Annotated in this window: 16 protein-coding genes; 8 read left to right on the plus strand and 8 right to left on the minus strand. The window is 62.6% G+C overall.

What is annotated here, in order from left to right; all coding sequences use genetic code 11:
- Genes cydD through QRN04_RS10960 form a run of 3 tightly spaced genes read right to left on the minus strand, consistent with a single transcriptional unit; the run spans nt 1 to nt 6,185 of the window.
- Nucleotides 1-3,435 (minus strand): thiol reductant ABC exporter subunit CydD, encoded by a 3,435-nt coding sequence (gene cydD / locus QRN04_RS10950; protein ID WP_284976056.1) that lies wholly within the window; start codon nt 3,433-3,435, stop codon nt 1-3.
- An 8-nt stretch (nt 3,436-3,443) separates the two neighbouring features.
- Nucleotides 3,444-4,556, minus strand: a complete 1,113-nt coding sequence (gene cydB / locus QRN04_RS10955) for a cytochrome d ubiquinol oxidase subunit II (protein WP_284976057.1) — start codon at nt 4,554-4,556, stop codon at nt 3,444-3,446.
- Between the two features lie 18 nt (nt 4,557-4,574).
- Complete coding sequence (locus QRN04_RS10960) at nt 4,575-6,185, minus strand: cytochrome ubiquinol oxidase subunit I (RefSeq protein ID WP_284976058.1); 1,611 nt, start codon at nt 6,183-6,185, stop codon at nt 4,575-4,577.
- A gap of 291 nt (nt 6,186-6,476) precedes the next feature.
- On the opposite strand from QRN04_RS10960, the gene QRN04_RS10965 reads away from it, so the two are divergent.
- Both QRN04_RS10965 and QRN04_RS10970 read left to right on the plus strand, forming a co-directional pair.
- On the plus strand, nt 6,477-6,863 hold the full coding sequence (locus tag QRN04_RS10965) for a BlaI/MecI/CopY family transcriptional regulator (protein WP_284976059.1): 387 nt from the start codon (nt 6,477-6,479) through the stop codon (nt 6,861-6,863).
- Nucleotides 6,864-6,868: 5 nt separating this feature from the next.
- The gene (locus QRN04_RS10970; protein WP_284976060.1) at nt 6,869-7,855 is read left to right on the plus strand and encodes a M56 family metallopeptidase; all 987 of its coding nucleotides are present in this window, start codon (nt 6,869-6,871) and stop codon (nt 7,853-7,855) included.
- Nucleotides 7,856-7,870: 15 nt separating this feature from the next.
- Here the strand turns inward: QRN04_RS10970 and QRN04_RS10975 are convergent, their stop codons facing one another.
- Nucleotides 7,871-9,979 carry a DNA gyrase/topoisomerase IV subunit B gene (locus tag QRN04_RS10975; protein WP_284976061.1) on the minus strand — a complete coding sequence of 703 codons (2,109 nt, stop codon included), beginning with the start codon at nt 9,977-9,979 and terminating at the stop codon, nt 7,871-7,873.
- Nucleotides 9,980-10,248: 269 nt separating this feature from the next.
- On the opposite strand from QRN04_RS10975, the gene QRN04_RS10980 reads away from it, so the two are divergent.
- Nucleotides 10,249-10,470 (plus strand): DUF7455 domain-containing protein, encoded by a 222-nt coding sequence (locus QRN04_RS10980; RefSeq protein WP_284976062.1) that lies wholly within the window; start codon nt 10,249-10,251, stop codon nt 10,468-10,470.
- A 177-nt stretch (nt 10,471-10,647) separates the two neighbouring features.
- Here the strand turns inward: QRN04_RS10980 and QRN04_RS10985 are convergent, their stop codons facing one another.
- From QRN04_RS10985 to QRN04_RS11000, 4 genes are all read right to left on the minus strand, one after another.
- On the minus strand, nt 10,648-11,952 hold the full coding sequence (locus QRN04_RS10985; protein ID WP_284976063.1) for an RNA polymerase sigma factor: 1,305 nt from the start codon (nt 11,950-11,952) through the stop codon (nt 10,648-10,650).
- A 307-nt stretch (nt 11,953-12,259) separates the two neighbouring features.
- Complete coding sequence (locus QRN04_RS10990) at nt 12,260-13,606, minus strand: DUF4192 domain-containing protein (protein ID WP_284976064.1); 1,347 nt, start codon at nt 13,604-13,606, stop codon at nt 12,260-12,262.
- 83 nt (nt 13,607-13,689) lie between these two features.
- Nucleotides 13,690-15,054 carry an MFS transporter gene (locus QRN04_RS10995; RefSeq protein WP_284976065.1) on the minus strand — a complete coding sequence of 455 codons (1,365 nt, stop codon included), beginning with the start codon at nt 15,052-15,054 and terminating at the stop codon, nt 13,690-13,692.
- A gap of 35 nt (nt 15,055-15,089) precedes the next feature.
- Nucleotides 15,090-16,028 carry a proteasome assembly chaperone family protein gene (locus QRN04_RS11000; protein WP_284976066.1) on the minus strand — a complete coding sequence of 313 codons (939 nt, stop codon included), beginning with the start codon at nt 16,026-16,028 and terminating at the stop codon, nt 15,090-15,092.
- Nucleotides 16,029-16,292: 264 nt separating this feature from the next.
- Here QRN04_RS11000 and QRN04_RS11005 point away from each other — a divergent pair, with 264 nt between their 5' ends.
- The 5 genes from QRN04_RS11005 to QRN04_RS11025 all read left to right on the plus strand — a co-directional run bounded on the left by QRN04_RS11005 (nt 16,293) and on the right by QRN04_RS11025 (nt 22,489).
- The gene (locus QRN04_RS11005; RefSeq protein ID WP_284976067.1) at nt 16,293-17,816 is read left to right on the plus strand and encodes a leucyl aminopeptidase; all 1,524 of its coding nucleotides are present in this window, start codon (nt 16,293-16,295) and stop codon (nt 17,814-17,816) included.
- Between the two features lie 300 nt (nt 17,817-18,116).
- Nucleotides 18,117-19,499 (plus strand): dihydrolipoyl dehydrogenase, encoded by a 1,383-nt coding sequence (gene lpdA, locus QRN04_RS11010; RefSeq protein WP_284976068.1) that lies wholly within the window; start codon nt 18,117-18,119, stop codon nt 19,497-19,499.
- 111 nt (nt 19,500-19,610) lie between these two features.
- Nucleotides 19,611-21,380 (plus strand): 2-oxoglutarate dehydrogenase, E2 component, dihydrolipoamide succinyltransferase, encoded by a 1,770-nt coding sequence (gene sucB, locus QRN04_RS11015; protein WP_284976069.1) that lies wholly within the window; start codon nt 19,611-19,613, stop codon nt 21,378-21,380.
- 169 nt (nt 21,381-21,549) lie between these two features.
- Nucleotides 21,550-21,903 carry a hypothetical protein gene (locus tag QRN04_RS11020; RefSeq protein WP_284976070.1) on the plus strand — a complete coding sequence of 118 codons (354 nt, stop codon included), beginning with the start codon at nt 21,550-21,552 and terminating at the stop codon, nt 21,901-21,903.
- A 157-nt stretch (nt 21,904-22,060) separates the two neighbouring features.
- Nucleotides 22,061-22,489 (plus strand): OsmC family protein, encoded by a 429-nt coding sequence (locus QRN04_RS11025; RefSeq protein ID WP_284976071.1) that lies wholly within the window; start codon nt 22,061-22,063, stop codon nt 22,487-22,489.
- Nucleotides 22,490-22,555: the final 66 nt, after the last annotated feature.

The following is a 22,555-nucleotide window of genomic DNA, read 5'->3' on the forward strand; positions in this document are numbered from 1 at the left end:
CTACGCCTCAGTAGCCAACAGCTCTCCTGTCACTACGGCCCCTGCTCTTCCGGACAACTCGAGCCGCACGTCAGATGGGTCGATGTCCTCCGGATTGTGGGTCACGAGCACTACGGTGACACCCCGAAGTCCGGCCCTCAGAATCGCCATCATCTCCCGCGCCGAGGCCGAATCCAGGTGGGCAGTTGGCTCGTCCAACAAGAGCACCGATGCACCTGTCAAGAGGGTCCGTGCCATGGCTAGGCGCTGCCTCTCGCCGCCACTGAGGAAAGCGCCGCCCGGGCCAATCCGAGCGTCCAAGCCACCAGGCAACGACTGCACCAGACGGTGAAGTCCGACGTCGGCCAGCGCCTTCTGCATCTCGGCCTCGCCGGGCTTCGCTCCCGCAGGCCGGCTTAGGAGCAGGTTTCCCCGAATGGTGGAGTCGAAGAGGTGGGCCTCTTGGGGGCACCAAGCGGCGACACCCGTCACACGCGCCACACCTTCCGTGACTGGCAGGAATCCGAGCAGCACGGAAAGGAGCGTTGACTTCCCTGCGCCCGAGGGTCCCGTGACAACGAGCCAACGGCCGGGGCCCGCTTCAGCCGTGAGACCGGAAAACACGATCGGACCACCGGGCCATGCTGCCGCCGCGCCAACGAGTTCAAGGCCAGGTTGGCCAGGCCCACCCGCGGCGTTGCCCGGTCGGTCGGCCAGGTGACGGACACCGGCGTCGAGCATCTTTCCGGCCTGTTTCGTGCCGCCATCGGCGGTCGCGTCCAAGGCGCCCGAAGTTCCAACCCGGCCCAGGACCGCCCTCAAGGCCGGGGCCAAACGGGCGGCGGAAGCAACCCCGCTGAAGGGTTCCACCAGGGCCAGCAGCAGCAGGACAACCACCGCCGTGAGTTCCGGAGGCAGGCCGCCATGTAGAGGCTGTCCACTAAGGACTCCGGCCCACAAAGCACCAAGGGAGCAGCCGAGCACAATCAAGGCCTGGCCCAGTCCTTCCGCCCAAGCGGACCGCAGGGCCGAAACCGTGGCCTCGCGGTCTTTAGCGCGCAGGGCCGAGAGGACGGGCTCACTCACCCGGTTGGCGCTGAGATCCTCGCGGGCATTAAGCGCCACCGCGACTCCCCGAAGGACCACCGCGCGGATCTTCTGCTCCGATGTAGTGGCGTTCCGGTCGGCCAGGACGGCTCCGATCGGTGCGAGTACCAGCCCCATCACGGTGGCGGATATCGTGGCAGGCAGCGCCGGTGGCGCGATGATGGCGGTCGCGCAGATAGCCGCCGCGCCCACTCCCACCGCAGTGACCGGAGGCAGGACCACTCGTGGCAGGAGGTCGCGGAGGGTGTCCACGTCATCCACGATTGAACCAAGCACATTGCCGCCCTGCAGGAGCCGCCGCAGGGAGAGGGCTCGGCGGCTCAGGGTTGCCCACAGGGCACCGCGGAGTCGCGTCATTGCCGAGAAGACGGCGTCATGGGTGAGGAGCCGCTCGGAGTAACGCAAAACGGCACGTCCGATGCCGAAGAACCTCACTCCCACGATCGCGCCCAACAGGTAAAGAATGGGCGGTTGCTGGCTGGCCCTGATGATCAGCCAACCGGACAAGCCGGACAGGGCCACAGCAAACAGAGCCGCCAGGACAGCCAAGGCGCCTGCGGCCAGGAACTTTCCGCGAACCGGCGCGAGGACCCTCAACAAGCCTCTGATACTCGCCGGCGTCGACGCGCTGGCACGTTCAGGAACCCCGTCCGCATCCGCCTGCCGGTACCCCGGAGCCGCCTCGGTGGCCCGGGCGGAATCCAACTCGGCGAGGTACGGAACGGCAGGAGCCTGGACTGTGCCGCCAGCCCCCGGCAAGCCGCCCCGGCCCACGGGCACGACGTAGTCTGCGAGCGCCCTGGTCTGTGCGTCGTGGGCAACCAAGAGAATGGTTGTGGTGCCGCGCAGGGATTCAATGGCGTTGCGGACCGCGCCGGCGGCAGAGAGGTCCAAGTGGGCGGTCGGCTCGTCGAGCAAGAGGATTTTCGCTCCGGCCTCGAGTCTGGCAAGTCCTCGGGCAAGCGCCACCCGGCGCAGCTCGCCGGGGCTCAGTTCGGCGGGTACTTTGCCTGCGAGGTGGCTTGCCGAGGCCCTGCGAAGTACGCGGGCAACGGCCTCGGCGGTGTCGAGTTCGGTCTCCCCCAGATAGAGCTCTATCTCTTCCCGCACGGTGTCCGAGGCCATGACCGGGTGCTGCGGTACCCATGCGACGGATTCCGGGTGGACTCCTGTGACGGTCCCGATGACGGTGGCGCCCTGCCCGGACCCAATGAGCCCCGCCAGGACGCGCAGGATGGTACTTTTCCCGGCGCCGCTCTCGCCGTCGAGCGCTGTTATGGCGCCTCGGGGGGCGGTGAAGGTCAGCGGCCCGACGGCGGCTTGGCTCTTGCCGGCGTAGGTGACCGCCAACCCTGTCACTACGACGTCGGCGAGTGGCCCACCGTTCCCGGCAGCGGTGACGGGGTGGTGGCTGGGAGCGGCGAGTACAGCGTCGGTTGTTTCCAGCGCTGCACGCCCGTCGTCACTGGCGTGGTGGGCGGTGCCCAACTCCCGGAGGGGAAGGTAGCACTCGGGAGCGAGGATCAACGCCAGCAGGCCCGCCTCGAGCGGCATATCGCCTGACACGAGCCGCACACCGATGAACACGGCAACCACGGCGACTGAGATGGTCGATATGAGCTCCAGGGCCAACGCCGAAAGGAAAGCCGTGCGTAGCGTACCCATGGTTCGCCCACGGTACTCCTCAGAGATTTCTTCCAGCGCTGCACGCTGTTCGCTGGCCCGGCCGAGGCCCACCAGGACGGGCAGTCCCTTGGCAAGTTCCAGGATGTGCCCGGACAGTTTGCGGAGGGTGGTCTGGGCGGCACGCACGGTGTCCTCTGTGTGGCGGCCGATGAGCACCATGAAGAGTGGCACCAGTGGGACCGTCAGGACGATCACCACGGCACTGACCCAGTCCGCGAAGAGTATCCGCGCCCCGATCAGCAATGGCACGGTGGCGCAGTTGATGAGTGCGGGAAGGTATTGGGTGTAGTAGTCATCCAGCGCGTCCAGGCCGCGCGTGGCAAGGACGGCCAGCCCGCCGTCGTTCATCGGCTTTTCCGGCCCTGCGATGTCCCCGGCAAGCGAGCGCTTGAGCAGACTCGCCCGTATTTCCTCTTTGACGCCCAAGGCGGCGCGGCGGGATGCGACTCCTTGGCCCCAGACGGCGAGGGAGCGAAGGACTGCCCCGACGGCGCCCCAGAAAAGCCCGCTGTTCGCGTCGGCGGCTCCGGACGCGAAGTGGGCGAGCAAGCCTGCCACCGCTTGGGCAATGAGTACCAGCGATAGTGCCTTCAGGGCCGAGAGCAAGCCGATCCAGTAAAGGGCGGAGCGGGTGGTGGGGCCTGGGGGGAAGACGGGCTTCATCGGGGTCACTAAGCCAGCGGCCGGCGATCGCCGGGGCGAGCGGCGTCGTCGAGAGGTGCACTGTCGGGAGCTGCTTTGCTCGAGACCAGCACCTTGGCGGCGATTGCGGGAAGAAATCCGTGCGCTTCAGGGATATGTGCTGCACTGACACGGCGCCTGAAAACCCAATAGGTCCATGCTTGGTACGCAATCACCAATGGCAGTCCGATGGCTGCGACGATGCTCATCAGGCCGAGGGTGTAGTTCGAGGACGAGGCGTTGGAGATGGTCAGGTTGAACGCGGGATCGATGGTGGACGGAACGACCACCGGGAAGGCTGCTCCGAAAATTGAAGCCGTAGCGCAGACGAGGAACCCGCCAAGGGCGCTGAAGGCCCGCCCCTCCGACCCTGTGCGGGCCATACGCCAAGCCAACACCGCTGCCACCACACCTGCTGAAGCGATGGCCCATGTCCACGGTTTGCCCGCCAGGACCTGCAGGGCCACCATCCAGCCGATCATCGGCAGTACGGCCACCGGAAGCAGCCGCACAAACCAGCGCCGGGCCCGGTGCCGCACCTCGCCGTCGGTCTTCAACGCGAGGAATGCCAGCGCATGGACCAGGGCGAACGCCACGACGGCAAACCCTCCCAGGAGCGCATAACCGCTGAACCAGGACATGGGTCCCCCCGTGCGATCGCCGTTGGCGTTCAGGGGCAGGCCAGTGGTGGTGAGCGCCAAAGCGGCGCCGACGCCAAAGGCAGCGAGGAAGGATCCGACGGCGATCGCCCAGTCCCAGCCCCGGCGCCACTTCTCGGAATCCACTTTGCCGCGGTATTCGAAGGCGACGGCGCGGAAGATCAGGGCCACCAGGACAGCGAGCAAAGGCAGGTACAGCGCGGAGAAGAGCGAGGCGTACCAGAGCGGGAAGGCTGCAAACGTGGCCCCTGCTGCCGTCAGTAGCCACACCTCGTTCCCGTCCCAGACGGGCCCGATGGTATTGAGCAACACGCGGCGTTCAGTGTTGGTGCGGGCAAACAGCTTCATCAGCATGCCGACCCCGAGGTCAAAGCCCTCAAGGAAGAGGTAGCCGGTCCAGAGCACAGCGATCGCGATGAACCAGATGGTTGGCAACAGTTCCATTGTCAGTCTCCCTGCTTCCTAGTAGGCGAAGGCCAGAACGTCGTCCGGGGTCCCGCGGTGACCGCCGTCGTCGTCGTTGTCTTTTGCATCGTCGTCTTTTGCGTCGTTGCCTTGCATGTCCCTGCCCAGTTCCGGCATGGCAGAGGCCACGCCGCCGCGGACGTACTTGACCAGCAGCTTCACCTCCACCACGAGCAGGACCGCGTAAATCGCGGACAAGACAATGAGGGATGTCAGGAGCTCTCCCGCACTGACTCCGGGCGAGACGGCTGCGGCGGTAAACATGAAGACCTGATCGATCCCGTTCATGTCCGGGTTCGGGGCAACCACGAACGGCTGGCGTCCCATCTCGGTGAAGATCCATCCCGCTGCATTGGCACCGAACGGTGCGAGGATTCCGAGCACTGCGAGTCGCATCAGCCATGTGGACTGCGGCACGATGCCTTTGCGGGTCACCCACAAGGCCACCAGGGCGGCGAGTGCGGCTAGTCCACCAAAACCGATCATCATGCGGAAGCCCCAGTAGGTAACCTGCATGACGGGAACGTACTGGATTTCCTGACCGGCACGGTCACCGTACAGCGGGTTGTTCGGCACATGGGTGCCGTACTTTGCTTGGTACTCGCCGAGGAGGCTGTTCACTCCCTTGACTTCGGTGGAGAAGTCGCCCTTTGCAAGGAAGGACAGGATTCCCGGTACTTCGATGACGGCCTTGATGTCGTCACAGTTGGTGGAACCCAGGTTGCCTACGCTGAGGACGGAAAAGCCGGTGCCGTCATGGCACGCAGCCTCGGCAGCTGCCATCTTCATGGGTTGCTGCACGAACATGAGTTTGCCTTGGAGGTCACCGGTCACAGCGGTTCCTGCGAAGGAGATCATGGCAACGACGGCTCCGATCCGCAAGGACCTCAGCCATACGGAGTAATCGCCTCTGTCGCGCCCGGGGATGGTTGCTTCGCCGACAACCAGTGTGCCGTCCGAGCCCACAACATCGATGCCGTCCTTCCTGCGGCGCCACAAGTGGTACCAGGAAATGCCCAGCAGAAAGGCTCCCGCAACGCCAAGAGCGCCCAGAAGGGTGTGCGGTACGGCCACCAGAGCGGTGTTGTTGGTGAAGACGGCCCACGCGTCAGTCATCACCGGCCGGCCATTAATCATGGTGACACCGACCGGGTGCTGCATCCAAGAGTTTGCCACGATGATGAAGTACGCGGAGAAAACCGAGCCGATGACGGCGATCCACAGGCAAGCGAGGTGGACACCGCGCTTCAGTTGCTTCCAACCGAAGATCCAGAGACCCAAGAAAGTTGATTCGACGAAGAAGGCCAGCAAAGCTTCCAAGGCCAGCGGCGCGCCGAAAACGTCTCCAACGAAGCGGCTGTACTGGCTCCATGCCATGCCGAACTGGAATTCCTGCACGATGCCTGTGGCCACACCCATGATGAAGTTAATGAGGAACAGCTTCCCCCAGAACTTGGTCATGCGGAGATATTCGGGTTTCCCGGTGCGGAACCACAGTGTCTGGATGACGGCTACCACCAGGCCCAGGCCGATAGTGAGCGGCACCATCATGAAGTGGTACACGGTGGTGATGCCGAATTGCCAGCGTGCGATTTCCAAGGCGTCCATGGCTGTCCTTTGTGCGGCGGACCGAAGTGGAGACTGACTTCTACGTACCGTAGAAAACTCTGTCTTCTACACAGTGTAGAACAAACGCTCCGCGCCGACGTCGCTTCTTCAAGTGAAGTCACACACGCGGCCCAGCGCAGTACGACTCGCTCCGGGTGGCGACGCACTAATAGTTCTACTTGGCGTAGAATGAGAAGTTGAAAAGCAGTAAATTAGTGATGGAATGTTGGATCATCGCTCCCGTCGGCACTCTTGCATGGAAACCGGGATGCGGAAGGCAGGGAAGTTTTGATGGCAAGTCTTGGGGAACTCGAGCGAGCAGTGATGGATTTGCTCTGGGCAGGCCAGCAAGCAGCAACTGCCAACACGTTGCGTGACCTTTTGGCACAGGATTCTGCTGCCTCGGACGGCACCGCCGGACACCAAGGTAAGGACCTGGCAGTCACCACGGTCCTGACAGTGCTCTCGCGACTGGAGAAGAAGGGCCTCGTGGAGCGTGAGCGCGGAACGCGCCCCCACCGTTACCAAGCGGTCTCCAGCCGTGCCGACCACACCGCCGAACTCATGCACGAGGTCCTTGGCTCGGCCCCGGACCGCGAAGCAGTGCTGGCACGCTTCATTGGTTCCGTCACAGAGAGTGAAGCCGCTACCCTGCGCAAACTGCTCGGCTACAATTAGCCACTATGTTCTGGACCTCATACCTGCTTGCGGTCCTTGCACTGATTTTGGCGTGGCCGGTACCGGTACTCCTCTCGCGCGCACAATGGCCGGCACGCTCACCATTCACGGCCATGGTTCTCTGGCAGGCCATCGCCCTTGCCGGTGGCCTCTCCATGATCGGGGCCATGCTCGTTTACGGGCTCGAGCCCATCGGCGATAACCTCATTGCCGGGCTCAAGCGCTTGGCCGGAATGGTCCTCAACAACGAACCCACTACGGCGCTGGGCTTCTGGCACGTTTTCGCCTTGTCCGCGGCGGCCCTGCTGACGGCCCACTTGGTGTTCACGTTGTTGCTGACCTACTACAAAATAGAGCGCCAGCGCCGCCGCCACCGCGAATTGCTGGCCCTTTTGGCGTCCCCGTCCGATGACGGTCCCCGCACCGTGGTGATCAATCACGACTCCCCTGTGGCCTACTGCCTGCCCGGTGGCGCCCGCTCGGTGACCGTATTATCCGATGGCCTGATGGCCGCATTGGAACCCGCCGAACTCCGGGCGGTACTCATCCACGAAAACGCCCATCTCTCGCAACGGCATGATCTGCTGCTGTGGGCTTTTGCTGCTTGGCGGCAAGCCCTGCCCTGGTTCCCCACAACACGGCTCGCCCAAACAGCGGTGAACTCCCTGATCGAAATGCTGGCCGACGACGTCGCTCTCCGCTCCGAAAGTACAGGGACGCTCATCAAGGCGATCGCCATCGTGGCCAGCGGCACATCGAAGCCCGCGATTGGGACCGGCGCCCTGAGCGAGGGCGGCGTCGTCGTCGAGGGCAACCAAGTCAGCGCCATGGGCGGCGCTGACTCACCGCGCACGACGGCGTCACGCGTCAGCCGGTTACTCTCACCACAGCCGGAACTGACCCGCGGCGCCCGCGCTACAGTACTGGCGGCGTCGGCCATGCTGCTCGCCGTTCCCACCGCGCTGCTGATCGTGCCGGGACTTTTCGGCTAGGGGCGGCCTTCCCCGTTACGCGTCGATGCGCTCCCTGTCCAAGGTGGCGGCACCGGCGATGATGAACTCCTTGCGCGGCGCAACGTCCGAGCCCATGAGGAGATCAAAGACTTCCTCTGCACGCTGGGCGCTGTCGATGCCCACTTTACGCAGAGTCCTGTGCCGCGGGTCCATGGTAGTTTCGGCCAACTGCTGGGCATCCATTTCCCCCAGGCCCTTGTAGCGCTGGATGGGCTCTTTGTAGCGCTTGCCCTCCTTGGCGAGGTTGGCCAGCAGGACGTGAAGTTCAACTTCCGAGTACGTATAGACCATTTCGTTGGCCTTCTGCCCGGGATTGATAACTTCCACCCGGTGCAAGGGGGGCACGGCCGCAAAGACGCGCCCTTGCTCAACCATGGGCCTCATGTAGCGGAAGAAGAGGGTCAGCAGCAGCGTCCGGATGTGGGCACCATCGACGTCGGCGTCCGTCATGAGAATGACCTTGCCGTAGCGGGCTGCTTCAATATCGAAGCTGCGCCCGGACCCGGCCCCCACCACCTGGATCAGGGCGGCGCACTCAGCGTTGGACAGCATGTCTCCGACCGATGCCTTCTGAACGTTGAGGATCTTGCCCCGGATTGGCAACAACGCCTGGAAGTCGGAGGAGCGGGCCAGTTTTGCGGTACCCAGCGCAGAGTCGCCCTCCACGATGAAGAGTTCCGAACGGGCAACGTCATCGGTGCGGCAATCCGCGAGCTTAGTGGGCATGGAGGACGTCTCGAGGGCGTTCTTCCGGCGCTGGGTTTCTTTGTGGACGCGAGCCGAGATGCGGGATTTCATCTCGCTGACGATCTTCTCGAGCAGCAGGGCGGATTGCGCTTTATCATTGCGGTTGGCCGAGTTGAGCCTGTCGGTGATTTCCTTCTCCACCACCTTGGCCACTATGGCCCGCACCGCGGATGTACCCAGGATCTCCTTGGTTTGTCCCTCGAACTGCGGTTCCGCCAGCCGGACCGTCAGAACTGCTGTAAGGCCCGCTAGGACATCGTCCTTCTCGATCTTGTCGTTGCCCGCTTTGAGCTTCCGCGCGTTCGTTTCAACAGCTTTACGGAAGGTCTTGAGCAATGCTGCTTCGAAGCCCGCCTGGTGGGTACCGCCCTTGGGCGTAGCGATAATGTTGACGAAACTACGCATGGTGGTCTCATAGCCAATGCCCCACCGCAGGGCGATGTCCACTTCGCAGTCGCGGTCCACTTCGGCTATTTTGCTGTGACCGTTTTCGTCCAGGACCGGAACGGTTTCCTTGAACTTTCCGGAGCCGTGCAAACGCCACACATCGGTTACTCCCGAGTCGGCAGCCAGGAACTCAACGAACTCCGAGATGCCGCCGTCATGATGGAACACTTCCTCGTGGACGCCGTTCTCGCCGGGGGTACCGGCAAGCTTGCGCTCATCGCGGACCGTGATCCTCAGGCCGGGTACCAGGAAGGACGTCTGCCGAGCGCGCGCGGCCAGGTCGTCATAGGAGAACTTTGCGTCCGGTGTGAAGATCTGCCGATCCGCCCAGTAGCGGACGCGGGTCCCTGTGACTCCCCGTTTTGCCTTGCCCACCACGTCCAGCACTGAGTTCTCCACGAATGGCTCAAAGGGCGCAGCGGGACCTGGTTTGGCTCCGGAGTCAACGAACCGGCCGGGCTCTCCACGGCGGAAGGACATCTGATAGGTCTTGCTCCCCCGGTCCACCTGCACATCCAGGCGGCTGGAGAGCGCATTGACCACGGAAGCTCCCACGCCGTGCAAACCACCGGAGGCAGTGTAGGAACCGCCACCGAACTTACCGCCGGCGTGCAGTTTGGTGAACACAACTTCGACGCCGGACAAGCCCGTTTTCGGTTCGATGTCCACGGGAATGCCACGGCCGTCGTCGTGTACTTCCACGGAGTTGTCCGCGTGCAAAATGACCTTGATGTCATGGCCGAAACCAGCCAGAGCCTCATCAACGGCGTTGTCGATGATCTCCCACAGGCAATGCATCAGGCCACGGGAGTCGGTGGATCCGATATACATACCCGGGCGCTTGCGGACAGCTTCGAGGCCCTCAAGGACGGAAAGATGCCGGGCGTTGTATTCAGAATTCGGTGCCACTCGCAGTGTGCTCCTTCAGGTGTAGCTCAAACGTACTTGTCGGGCGCATTTGCGCGGGTAGTCACCACGACACCGCGAAACCGCTAACACTGCCCCTACTAGGCTAGCCGCCGCTCGGTTCCGGTACGCGCAGCCACTCCCTATAGCCATCCGATGCGCCGTTACGTTACTCACATGTGATACGCGGACAGCGAAAGTCACCCATCCTTGCCATGGTTCTGCATCGAATACTGGTTATATGGATATACAGAACTACTAAGGAGGCCGACATGACAACAGCAGTTGCAGCCCGCACGCTCAACGCCGCTGACCGGTGCGATCGTTGCGGAGCCCAAGCATATGTCCGCGCTGTACTCGAGACCTCCGGCGGTGAACTGCTCTTCTGCGGCCACCACGCACGTGCAGTCGAGGCTACGCTTCGTCCCCTGACCTCGGACTGGCACGATGAAACCGAACGCCTCAACGAGAATGCCCCTGTTCCGGTCGACTGACCAGAACTGCCCGGTCTCTGGGTCTCGGTAGCAACATCCGACGCATCGCAAGGCTCCTCCCTCCGGGAGGGGCCTTGTTGCGTATGGGCTTACCGAACCCGCTCAGCCCGCAGAAGCAAAAAGCGACCCGGCCGAAGACACGGCCGGATCGCTCTGTGCTCTTGCTGAAAGCGGTTCCTAGTCCAGGTAGTCCCTGAGAACCTGCGACCGCGATGGGTGGCGAAGCTTGGACATGGTCTTGGATTCGATCTGTCGGATACGCTCACGCGTCACACCGTAGACCTTGCCGATTTCGTCTAAAGTCTTCGGCTGGCCATCGGTCAGGCCGAATCGCATCGCCACGACACCGGCCTCCCGTTCAGACAACGTGTCCAGAACCGAGTGCAATTGCTCCTGGAGCAACGTGAAGCTGACAGCGTCCGCGGGAACCACTGCTTCGGAGTCTTCGATGAGGTCACCGAACTCGGAGTCACCGTCCTCACCCAAGGGCGTGTGCAGCGAAATCGGCTCGCGGCCATACTTCTGTACTTCAACAACCTTTTCAGGCGTCATGTCGAGTTCGAGGGCCAGTTCTTCGGGAGTGGGTTCGCGGCCCAAGTCCTGAAGCATTTGGCGTTGGACGCGCGCCAACTTGTTGATGACTTCCACCATGTGCACCGGGATGCGGATGGTACGGGCCTGGTCTGCCATGGCGCGGGTGATTGCCTGGCGGATCCACCATGTGGCGTAGGTGGAGAACTTGAATCCCTTGGTGTAATCGAACTTCTCGACCGCGCGGATCAAACCCAGGTTGCCTTCCTGGATCAGGTCCAGGAACAGCATTCCGCGGCCCGTGTAGCGCTTGGCCAAGGAAACAACCAGGCGAAGGTTGGCTTCCAAGAGGTGGTTCTTGGCGCGCTTGCCGTCGTGGATGACGAACTCGAGTTCACGCTTGAGCTTGGGATCCATGGATCCATCGTCCGCGTTGATTTTCTCTTCCGCGAAGAGTCCGGCTTCAATCCGGAGGGCGAGGTCGACTTCCTGCTCTGCGTTCAGCAGGGCGACCTTACCGATCTGCTTGAGGTAGTCCTTGACGGGGTCCGCTGTGGCACCGGCTGACATGACTTGCTGCACGGGGGCATCGTCGTCGTCCGCGTCAGAGTAGACAAAACCGGAGCCGGACGGGGCGGCCTTGTCCTTGGTCGCTGCGGAACCATCCTCCGCGTCATCGTCCCCAACTTCAACTTCCTCGGCGGCAGCAGGGTCGAAGTCTTCATCTTCGGCGCTGTCCTCTGAGTCCGCGGCGGAGGACTTGTTCGCAGCTTCCGCGGCAGCCTTGGCACCGGGCTTGGGCCCACGTTTCTTCGGCGCTGGCTTCTCAGCATCAGAGGCCTTGTTGGCAGCACGAGTGGCCGCGCGTTTAGCTGCTGTGGCCGCTTTCTTTTCTTCAGCGGTCAATTCAGCCTGGGCGGCGGGTTCCTTCTCGACGGAAGAGGAAGTCACAGAAAACCTTTCTAGCGGCGGTCTGTGGAATCACCATGCGGGCAACACCACTATGACCCTGTCAAGTCCGCGATCAATTTCAAATGCGATCGCCGTCTGCAGAGTCCTTAAGTAGAACTCCGGACGACACTGATATGTTCCCGAATCAGGGGCCACAACAGGCATTCGAACGCGGACCCAACCGGGTCTCGGCATCCATTGTCTCACGGTTTTGCCAAACCCACGCCGTTGTGGCACGTTGTGGCGTCTAAACCAGCTGAGTTCGCCTGAGTTCGCCCGAGTTCGCTTGAGGGAACTCTCCCCTTCCTTAGGAAGCGACGCCGCTGCCTCGTCGCCACGCAGACTCCGGACTCCGGGCCCACCCACATAGGCTCCCTTCGCCGAGTATGCCCATGAACAACTCCGCGAAGCGATAGCCGGGGCAGGCTTCCAGCGCCCGGACGAGGCAGGCATGAGCATGGGAGCCTCTCCCCTTGCACCAGGCCACCCATGCTTGCAGCGTCAACGCCGCAGCTGATGCTTCGCCCTGTTCTCCGTCACCACACAGCACCCCGAGCAGGCGCTGAAGTGAGTCCATGCAGGTCCAATCAGGGATGTCGGGTTGTTCGCCCAGCAAGACATCGCCGTAGGTGTAGACACCAGGTCGGTCCAAGTCCTCGCCCCTAGCGGAGTCCCCACATCCGCCACGTTCGCTATCCCCGCCGACGCCAGCCCTACGCCGCACTTTCTCTTCTGTCCCCCGGGCGCCACTTGGAGCGCCGAAGCACTGCCCACCCAACAGGTAGGGGTCGAAAGGGAGCGGATCTGAATCGTCACCACTAAACAGCCCAAAGGCTTCTGCACCGGACTTGGCGCATTCGGAGCCAGCGGCAGACATCACCACCACTGCGTCCCTCCAGGCGGGCACTTTGAGCGTAGCTCTCAGGAATCCGATGAGGTCTTCATCGGTTTCCGCAGACAAGTGGACCTGGTCGCGGCTTCTGGCCAGCACGCCGCGCCACACGTCAAGGACGGCGTCGAAACAACGTTCGCTGCGCCATCTTCCTGACAATGAAAGTGAAAAACGGGCTTCGGCAGCCTCTACCTTGGGGTCCAAGCCAACAACGTCAGAGGAGTTCCGCCGTTCATGCTCGCTTCTCGGAGACGGCCCGATGCTGCTGCCGCGGAACACCATCTCGGCGCTTAGACGACTGTTGGTGATCATGGTCACCGGCAATCCCGGCTGGGGGCAGCATTGTTCGTCGGAGCAATACGCGCTGCGCCAATACTCCGAACCGACCAACCACGCATCCCGCACTGGTAAACCCACCTCGTCGAGGCTGTGCTGGAGGGCCTGCAGCAACGGCGTGGCGGCGACGGTCACTGTGTGATCGCTCCAACCGTGATCGGTGTACATAACCAGCAGCACGCCGTCGGCATCCTTGTCAGAAATGAGGTAGCCCCGGATCTGGTCCGAAAATGCTGCAAGCCATGCCGCCAGGGGCGATGAGTTCGGTTTCCGTTGTGGCAAGTCCACCCGCAACGTAGCCCCAAGAGCCTTGCCGTGCATGGTGATGGCGACAAGGCTGTCTTCCGGGCAGTAGCCCAGCATGTGGGGAACATAGCCAAGGATGTCTTCTGGTTGCTGGATGCTCAGCGTCTCGTTGGTGGTCATAACCCCACCTTCGGCCACTGCGGCTTGAGCGGACAGCGGCCAACTATCCTATGTGGATAAAGACGCCGGCCGCCGCAAGAAGCTTAGCGAGTGTTGTCCCGCTCGCGGTCGGTCGAGCGAGCTGCCCGTCGTCTCTCGGCGCGTTCCCGTTGCTGGCGCACCAAGACCGTTACCAGCGGCGGAACGTGCGTTCCCTGCGCTGCCATCTGTCGCCGGACCTTCCGCCGTGAAGCCAGGATGAGGACCGTTCCCAAGCCCAGCAAAACAAATTGAACGCTGAGGGCTACCCGGAAGGGTGCCAGGCCGTACAGGTTGCCGCCAGAGAATCCGCTGGCGTTGAGTACATCAAGAACAAGGCCTATGAGATAGATGGCCACCAGCGCTGCGATAAAGCCCCCGACGTTGACGATCCCTGTGGCCGTGCCGATCCTGTGCGACGGATTGAACGTACGGGCGAAGTCAAAACCGATCATCGATCCCGGACCGCCCAAGGCGAGCACCACCACCAACACCGCCAAGAGCCACAGGGGTGCCCGTTCAGGCAGAAGCAACACAACAGCCCAAACCAATGCTGTGGCCGTGGTGATCAGGAGGACCATCGCAGATCGGCGCATGGGGTGCCTCGATACGAAGCGTCCCACCCCGGGACCGGAGATGATCGCCGTCGCAACAAAAAGTGCCATGAGCGCCGATACAGTCCCGGCGTCCAAACCCTGAGCGGACAGCAGGAACGGGTAGCCCCACGTCATCGCGAACAGGTTCCCACTGAACTGGACCGTAAAGTGACTCCACAACCCCAAGCGCGTCCCGGGTTGCTTCCAGGCCCGGGACAAGGAAACGGCGGTAGCCCGCATTCCTTGCCCGGTTGCCGGAGCCGGATGGCCTGGAGGCGCGTCCCGGAGCATGACAATCACCAAGACAACAGCAAGAACGGACATGGAGGATAGCGTCAGGAATGCCGGCGTCCATCCGGCTGAGTGGAGAAGCAGGGCAAACGGCACGACACTAAAGAGCTGACCCAGTTGCCCGCACATACCCGTGAGTTGCGTAACCAGTGGAACCTTTGACGGAGCAAACCACAGGGGCACGAGGCGGACCACGGAGATGAAGGTCATCGCGTCCCCCGCGCCGACCAGAACCCTGCCCAGAACACCGCCGGGAACGCTGTCTGCAAAGGCCAGCTGTAACTGACCGAGCCCCATGAGCACTGCGCCGCCGGCAACCATGGCCCGGGAGCCGAACCTGTCCACCAGCACGCCGACCGGAATCTGCAGCCCCGCGTAGACCAACAGCTGCAAGACGGTGAAAAAGGAGATGGCCGATGCACTGGCGTGGAACCGTTCAGTGGCCTCCAGGCCGGCAACACCGAACGAGGTTCGTTGCGCTACGGCCACCAGGTACGCAAAAACGCCGATCGTCCAGATGAGCCATGCGCGGGGAGAATTCACCCTTCGATTATGCCCGGTAGCGCCTCAAAGATGATTTATTGAGGCGAGTCTTTCCGTGCCAGGTACGCTTCCACCGCTGCACCGATGTCCTCTGCGTTGGGGAGCTCATCGTTCTCGTCAGCGAGAAGGGACCGGCGCACCACGCCTTCGGACTTCTCGTCGTAGCGCATTTCAAGATTGGCGACGACGGCTTGGACTTCTTCGGACGACTCGATCTGTTCGGCGATCTGTCGGCCGACTTCCCGCCCCGCTTCCCGCAGCCGGTCAGTTGGCAGCATGAGGGATGTTGCGGCCCCCAAGTACTCGAGTCCGGCAACAGCGGCAGGCGGGTATTCAGCCTCCGAGAGATAGTGCGGCACGTGCATCACGTAGCCAGCAACGTTGCGCTCGGCCTCTGTGAGGCGCAGCTCCAAGATGTGGCCGATGGCAGCGGGCACTTCCACCGTGGGTTTCCAACTGGATATGCCTTCAATGAGTTCCGGGCGATTGCCGTGCACGGTGACCCCGATCGGCCGCGTGTGAGGGACGGGCATGGGAATCGAGTGGATCCAGGTCACCAGGTTGACGTCGAGCTTTTCCACTATTCCGACAACGGCCCTTGCAAATCGCTCCCACTGCAGGTCGGGCTCAAATCCGGCAAGCAGCAAAAACGGCTGGCCGAGTCCATCCTTGAGCTTGTACAGGCCCAGCTGCGGCGGCTGATAATCCTGCACGTGGTCTTCCACGAAGCTGATGTGGGGTCGACGTGATCGGTAGTCGATGAGTTGGTCAGCGTCGAACATGGCCACCACCTCGACGTCGAGCTGGTCCAGCAATTCAGCGTTGATTTGGCGAACAACGTGGCCGGCGTCGGCAAAGCCCGTGAACCCCATGACCATGTTCAGACCACGCAATTCGGGACTGTGGAAGGTTTCGATGTTGCTCGCATAGAGCGATTCCGGGCTGAGGAGCGAGCCGGATATCCGTTCAAACACGGCGTTTCCTTTCACGGGGCAGGAGAATGGGATTCTCTGTAGTAGTGCAACGCTGCGGCGCGTCCTGGCATTCCTGCCTCCGGTGTGCCGCAGCTCTCATTTAATTGCTGTCCCCGGCACCTGAGAGACTACGATCGAAACGGACCGCCCTGGCGGCCCGAAGACCAAGACCGCCGTCGCAAGAAGACGCCGGACGTGTACCGTGCAGGCCGCCAAACATGCGGCGCCGCCAAGCAATGCAGAGAGAAGTGAGGAAACATCCTCGTGGTCAAGACTACTGACATCATCCTGGGCATCATCGCTAAGGACCTAAAGAAGGCCTCCAGCGACGCACTCGTCATCGGAGTTGCGCAAGGGAAGGACGGGCCGGTCCTCCTAGCCAACCCCCTAAGCGCGAAGGCCGCCGAGTCGCTGCAAAATTCCCTTCAGGTTCTGGGAATCACGGGCGCCCCGGACCAGGTCCACAGGCTTCCGGGCCTTCCGGAGACAGGCTCCGGAATCCTGGTGCTGGCCGGAGTCGGTAAGCTCGCCACCACCGAATCACTCTCGGAGGAGTCTTTGCGGCGCGCCGCCGGCTCGGCCGTCCGCCAGCTCGCTGGCCTGTCGTCGGTGACCCTGGCACTTCCGACGGCGACCATCGGCGACGTCGCGGCCGTGGCGGAGGGTGCCGCTCTTGGTTCCTACTCTTACACGGAGCACCGGTCCAGCACGGATGGGCTGAAGACGCCGGTGTCCAAGGCCCTAGTCCTTTCCGACGTTGATGCCAAAGCTGCTCAGCCCGCACTGGACCGCGCCGTCGTTTTGGCCCGTGCAGTCAACGCCACCCGCACCCTGGTGAACCAGCCACCGAGCCATCTCTACCCCGAGTCCTTCGCGGAGTCCGCCAAGGAACTTGCCAAGGGCCTCCCCGTCAAGGTGACCGTCTGGGATGAGAAGCGGCTGGAAAAGGAAGGATTTGGCGGAATCCTCGGAGTCGGAAAGGGTTCCACCCGGCAGCCCCGGTTGGTGAAAGTCGAGTACGCCCCGGCCAAAGCCACCCGCAAGATCGCTCTGGTGGGTAAGGGCATCACGTTCGATTCCGGTGGAATTTCGATCAAGCCAGCCTTGGGCATGGGAGACATGAAGAGCGATATGGCAGGGGCCGCCGTCGTGCTGAATGCCGTGCTGGCCATTGCCTCCCTAGGCCTGCCTGTCAAGGCAACCGCCTGGCTCTGCATTGCCGAGAACATGCCTTCGGGTGCGGCCCAGCGGCCGGCCGACGTCCTGACCATCTACGGCGGCAAGACGGTGGAGGTCCTCAACACCGACGCCGAAGGGCGCCTCGTCATGGCCGACGGCATCGTAGCCGCCAGCCAGGAGAAGCCCGATGCGATTATCGACGTCGCCACGCTGACGGGTGCACAGTTGGTCGCGCTCGGTATGCGCACCGCAGGTGTCATGGGTTCGGATTCGGTCACGTCGGCACTTAAAGCCGCAGCTGATCGGGCCGGCGAGCTCGTCTGGCCGATGCCGCTGCCCGAAGAACTGCGCCCGAGCCTAGATTCGCAGGTCGCGGACCTCGCGAACATTGGTGAGCGCCATGGCGGCATGATGACCGCGGCCGTGTTCCTGCGCGAATTCGTGGGCCGCGACGGCGAAGGCCAGCAGATTCCGTGGGCCCACGTGGACATCGCGGGTCCCTCGTTCAACAACGGGAGCCCCTACGGATACACACCCAAGCAGGGAACCGGGTGCACGGTACGCACCTTGGTGGCCTACGCCGAGGACCTCTTGGGAGCCACTGCCTAGGCAACGCTCCCTGGACCTACGGGTCCACGGGGTTGCGCAGGCAGGCGAACACGTTCACCTGCCTGCGCAACCCCGGAATTATGCGGGGTGAAGGGCTGCGTCACAAGCTAACGTGAGTCTGGACACAAGCGCTCCACAAACGCCCGCGGAGGGTGGAGCATGGGTAGGTGGTTCGCTAAGGTGAACTCGATAGTCACAAATGCAAGAGAACTTAGGTGCTGGCATAATCACGGCAGAACAAGTTCCAAAGACCAGATGGCATGTAGTCCCGTGCCATCGTTCACGCGAGGGAGCGTTTTAGTGGCCGATCAGGCAACTGCGCAAGAATTCGACATCCTGGTACTCGGTGGCGGCAGCGGCGGCTACGCGACTGCCCTTCGGGCCGTTCAGCTTGGGTTCACCGTTGGGCTGGTGGAAAAAGGAAAACTCGGCGGGACTTGCCTGCACAATGGCTGTATCCCCACCAAGGCACTCCTGCACTCGGCCGAACTGGCCGACCACGCACGCGATTCCGCTAAGTACGGCGTCAACGTCACGCTCGACAGCATCGACATGTCGGCGGTCAACGCGTACAAGGACGGCATCATCGCCGGCAAGTTCAAAGGCCTCCAGGGACTGATCAAGTCCAAGGGCATCACGGTCATTGAGGGCGAAGGCAAGCTCCAGGGCAACAACACCGTCGTCGTGAACGGCACGTCCTACACAGGCAAGAACATCGTCCTGGCAACGGGTTCCTACTCCCGCTCCCTGCCGGGCCTGGAAATCGGCGGCAAGGTCATCACCTCCGACCAAGCCCTCACCATGGACTACATCCCCAAGAGCGCGATCGTCCTCGGTGGCGGCGTCATCGGCGTCGAATTCGCTTCCGTCTGGAAGTCCTTCGGCGTCGACGTGACCATCATCGAAGGCCTTCCCTCCTTGGTTCCCAACGAGGACGCCGCGATCGTCAAGAACCTTGAGCGTGCATTCAAGAAGCGCGGCATCAAGTTCACCACCGGAATCTTCTTCCAGGGAGTGGAACAGAACGACGACGGCGTCAAGGTCACCTTGGTGGACGGGCAGACGTTTGAAGCCGACCTCCTCCTCGTTGCCGTTGGCCGCGGTCCTGTGACCGCCAACCTGGGCTACGAAGAAGCGGGCATCACCATCGACCGCGGCTTTGTTATCACCAACGAGCGCCTGCACACCGGCGTCGGCAACATCTACGCAGTGGGCGACATCGTTCCCGGCGTCCAGCTCGCACACCGCGGCTACCAGCAGGGCATTTTTGTTGCGGAAGAAATCGCCGGCCTCAACCCGGTGATCGTCGAGGACATCAACATCCCCAAGGTCACTTACTGCGAGCCTGAAATCGCCACGGTCGGTTACACCGAAAAGGCCGCCAAGGAGAAGTTCGGCGACGACCAGGTGCAGACACAGGAATACAACCTTGCCGGCAACGGCAAGAGTTCAATCCTCGGCACGGGCGGCCTCGTCAAGCTGGTGCGCCAGAAGGACGGCCCCGTCGTCGGCGTTCACATGATCGGCTCGCGCATGGGTGAGCAGATCGGCGAGGCCCAGCTGATCGTGAACTGGGAAGCTTACCCGGAGGACGTGGCCCAGCTGGTCCACGCACACCCCACCCAGAACGAAGCAATGGGCGAAGCCCACCTCGCCCTCGCGGGCAAGCCGCTCCACGGCTAAGTCTTCACCCAAGACAAACGGACTGGTGCGTGCCGCGGGATATGCCGCATGCACCAGTCCGGACCAGCAGCATTCATCCGCACATAGATCAATAAGGAGAACGGGGACGACATGTCTGAATCCGTTAACTTGCCCGCCCTCGGTGAGAGTGTCACCGAAGGAACCGTCACCCGCTGGCTCAAGCAGGTTGGTGACCGGGTGGAGATCGACGAGCCGTTGCTCGAGGTTTCAACCGACAAAGTAGACACCGAAATCCCTTCTCCGATCTCAGGCGTCATCGAAGAAATCCTCGTCGCTGAAGACGAGACGGCCGAAGTTGGTGCCCCCTTGGTCCGCATCGGCGACGGTTCCGGCTCCGGAGCACCTGCCGAACAGGAAGCCCCTGCCGCTGAGGCTCCCGCTGCCACAGAACAGCAAGCACCTGCCGCCGAAGCGCCAGCAGCTCCCGCCGGACAGGAAGCACCGGCCGCCGACGCGCCCGCCGCATCAGGCGACAGCCACGAAGTCACCCTCCCTGCTTTGGGCGAAAGCGTCACCGAAGGTACCGTCACCCGTTGGCTGAAAGCTGTGGGAGACACCGTCGAGGTAGACGAGCCGCTCCTGGAAGTTTCCACGGACAAGGTAGACACCGAGATTCCGTCTCCTGTTGCGGGAACACTGCAGGAAATCCGCGTCAACGAAGACGAGACCGCCGAAGTCGGTTCGGTCCTGGCAGTTATCGGTTCCGGAGCAGCAGCCCCGGCTCCTGCCGCCGCACCTGCCGCTCCAGCTCCGGCCGCCGCACCAGCTCCTGCTGCTCCCGCGGCTGCTCCTGCTGCTCCAGCCCCTGCCACCGCACCAGCTCCTGCTGCTCCCGCAGCTGCGCCTGCTGCTCCAGCCCCTGCTGCCGCACCGTCTCCTGCTGCTCCGGCAGCTGAGGCTCCGGCAGCCGAGGCTCCTGCCTCGGAGTCCGGCTACGTTACTCCCCTGGTTCGTAAGCTCGCCAACCAGCACGGCGTGGACATCGCCTCAGTCTCCGGCACCGGCGTGGGAGGACGCATCCGCAAGCAGGACGTCCTGGCCGCCGCTGAAGCCAAGCAGGCTGCCGCAGCACCCGCTGCACAGGCACCTGCCGCGGCTCCCGCCGCCAAGACTGCTGCCCCTGTTGTGGCATCTTCCAAGCGTGGCACAACGGAAAAGGCTCCCCGTATCCGTCAGGTCATCGCCCGTCGCATGCGCGAATCGCTGGAGATTTCCACCCAGCTGACGCAGGTGCACGAGGTCGACATGACCAAGATCGCCAAGTTGCGCCTCAAGGCCAAGAACTCGTTCCAAGCCCAGAACGGCGTCAAGCTGACCTTCCTGCCGTTTATCGCCAAGGCAGTGGCTGAAGCATTGAAGCAGCACCCCAAGCTGAACGCTGCTTATGACGAAGCGAAGCAGGAGATCACTTACCACAACGCCGAACACCTGGCGATTGCAGTCGACACCGACAAGGGCCTTCTGGTGCCGGTCATTTCCGACGCCGGAAACCTCAACCTTGCTGGCCTGGCCAGCAAGATCGCCGACGTCGCAGGACGCACCCGCGACGGAAAGATCGGCCCTGACGAGCTCTCCGGTGGCACGTTCAGCATCACCAACATCGGTTCTGTTGGAGCGCTTTTCGACACCCCGATCATCAACCAGCCGCAGGTCGGCATCCTGGGCACCGGCGCGATCGTCAAGCGCGCAGTCGTGGTTGCAGACGAAAACGGCGACGATTCGATCGCTATCCGGTCCATGATGTACCTGTCGCTGACTTATGACCACCGCCTGGTGGACGGCGCGGACGCCGGACGCTTCCTGCAGACCCTCAAGGCCCGCCTTGAAGAGGGCGCATTCGAAGCCGACCTCGGCCTCTAGCGTCTCCTCTCCCACCAAGGGACTAGCCAGACAGCACCCAGCCAGACCTTAGGGGCAGGCAACCGTCAACAGGTTGCCTGCCCCTTTGCTGTGTTGCCTGCCCCTTTGCTGTGCTTCCGGCAGCGTGGCTTTGCTACGTTACGTAGAAGTAACTGGATAGGCTGTGATCATGAGTATTCTCTTCAGCATTTTGCTGTTCCTGCACATCGTTGGCGCGGCCATGATCGTTGGCTACTGGATCGCCACCATGAAACAGCCCACAGTTCACCCCCGCCAGCGGGATGGCGCCTTCGTTCAGCTCGTGACGGGCATCGCCATGATGGGGATCCTCCCCCTACTCCCGGACGCGCACCCCAACTATTTCAAACTAGGTATCAAGTTTGCCATCGGCGTAGCAGTGGCCGTGCTTGCCGTCATCGGTACACGGAAGGTCAAAAAGGGCGAAGAAGTATCCACCGGTTTGGCGCACGGCGTTGGCGGACTTGCTTTAGTGAATATCGCTATCGCCACCATCTGGAACTAGTCCCTGCCGGTCCGCCGTCGGAGGCCCAACGTGTCCAGGGGTCACAATCCACCGAGAGCGGAATGATCGTGCAGTCGGCGGGCCTAATCCTTAGGATGGATTCCGGTGGCATCCGGCGAAGCTGGTTGCCGACTCACAACGACCCAAAGGAGTGGACATGGCAGCAATACGCACCGCACACACGGTTTGGAACGGCAACCTGATCGAGGGCGCCGGCAACACCACACTGGACAGCTCGGGCTTGGGGACGTTCGATGTCACCTGGAAGGCACGTACGGAGCAGTCCGGTGGGAAGACGAGCCCCGAGGAACTTATTGCTGCTGCCCACTCCGCTTGCTTCTCCATGGCCTTCAGTCACGCCCTCGCCGGAGAAGGCTTCACCGCGGAGGAAGTTAACACCAAGGCTGAGGTCACCTTTGTTCCGGGAACCGGAATCACAGGCAGCCACCTCACCATGACAGCCAAGGTTCCGGGCCTGTCTGAAGAGGACTTCCGACGCATCTCCGAGGATGCAAAAACCGGCTGCCCCGTATCAGGCGCCCTGGCCAGCATCGATATCACTCTGGACGCCACCCTCGCGGCATAGTAGCCAGCCGGCTCAACACTGAGCCACACTAAAGAGCCCCGCATTTTCCCTCAGGGAAAATGCGGG

Origin of the sequence: Arthrobacter sp. efr-133-TYG-104, from assembly GCF_030208915.1 — a bacterium.
In the GTDB taxonomy this organism is placed as follows: domain Bacteria; phylum Actinomycetota; class Actinomycetes; order Actinomycetales; family Micrococcaceae; genus Arthrobacter.

What these genes read in the sequence shown, in the direction of transcription:
- cydD (WP_284976056.1), bottom strand. Translation starts at nt 3,435, where the DNA reads ATGAAGCCCGTCTTCCCCCCAGGCCCCACCACCCGCTCCGCCCTTTAC.
- cydB (WP_284976057.1), bottom strand. Translation starts at nt 4,556, where the DNA reads ATGGAACTGTTGCCAACCATCTGGTTCATCGCGATCGCTGTGCTCTGG.
- QRN04_RS10960 (WP_284976058.1), bottom strand. Translation starts at nt 6,185, where the DNA reads ATGGACGCCTTGGAAATCGCACGCTGGCAATTCGGCATCACCACCGTG.
- QRN04_RS10965 (WP_284976059.1), top strand. Translation starts at nt 6,477, where the DNA reads ATGGCAAGTCTTGGGGAACTCGAGCGAGCAGTGATGGATTTGCTCTGG.
- QRN04_RS10970 (WP_284976060.1), top strand. Translation starts at nt 6,869, where the DNA reads ATGTTCTGGACCTCATACCTGCTTGCGGTCCTTGCACTGATTTTGGCG.
- QRN04_RS10980 (WP_284976062.1), top strand. Translation starts at nt 10,249, where the DNA reads ATGACAACAGCAGTTGCAGCCCGCACGCTCAACGCCGCTGACCGGTGC.
- QRN04_RS10990 (WP_284976064.1), bottom strand. Translation starts at nt 13,606, where the DNA reads ATGACCACCAACGAGACGCTGAGCATCCAGCAACCAGAAGACATCCTT.
- sucB (WP_284976069.1), top strand. Translation starts at nt 19,611, where the DNA reads ATGTCTGAATCCGTTAACTTGCCCGCCCTCGGTGAGAGTGTCACCGAA.
- QRN04_RS11020 (WP_284976070.1), top strand. Translation starts at nt 21,550, where the DNA reads ATGAGTATTCTCTTCAGCATTTTGCTGTTCCTGCACATCGTTGGCGCG.
- QRN04_RS11025 (WP_284976071.1), top strand. Translation starts at nt 22,061, where the DNA reads ATGGCAGCAATACGCACCGCACACACGGTTTGGAACGGCAACCTGATC.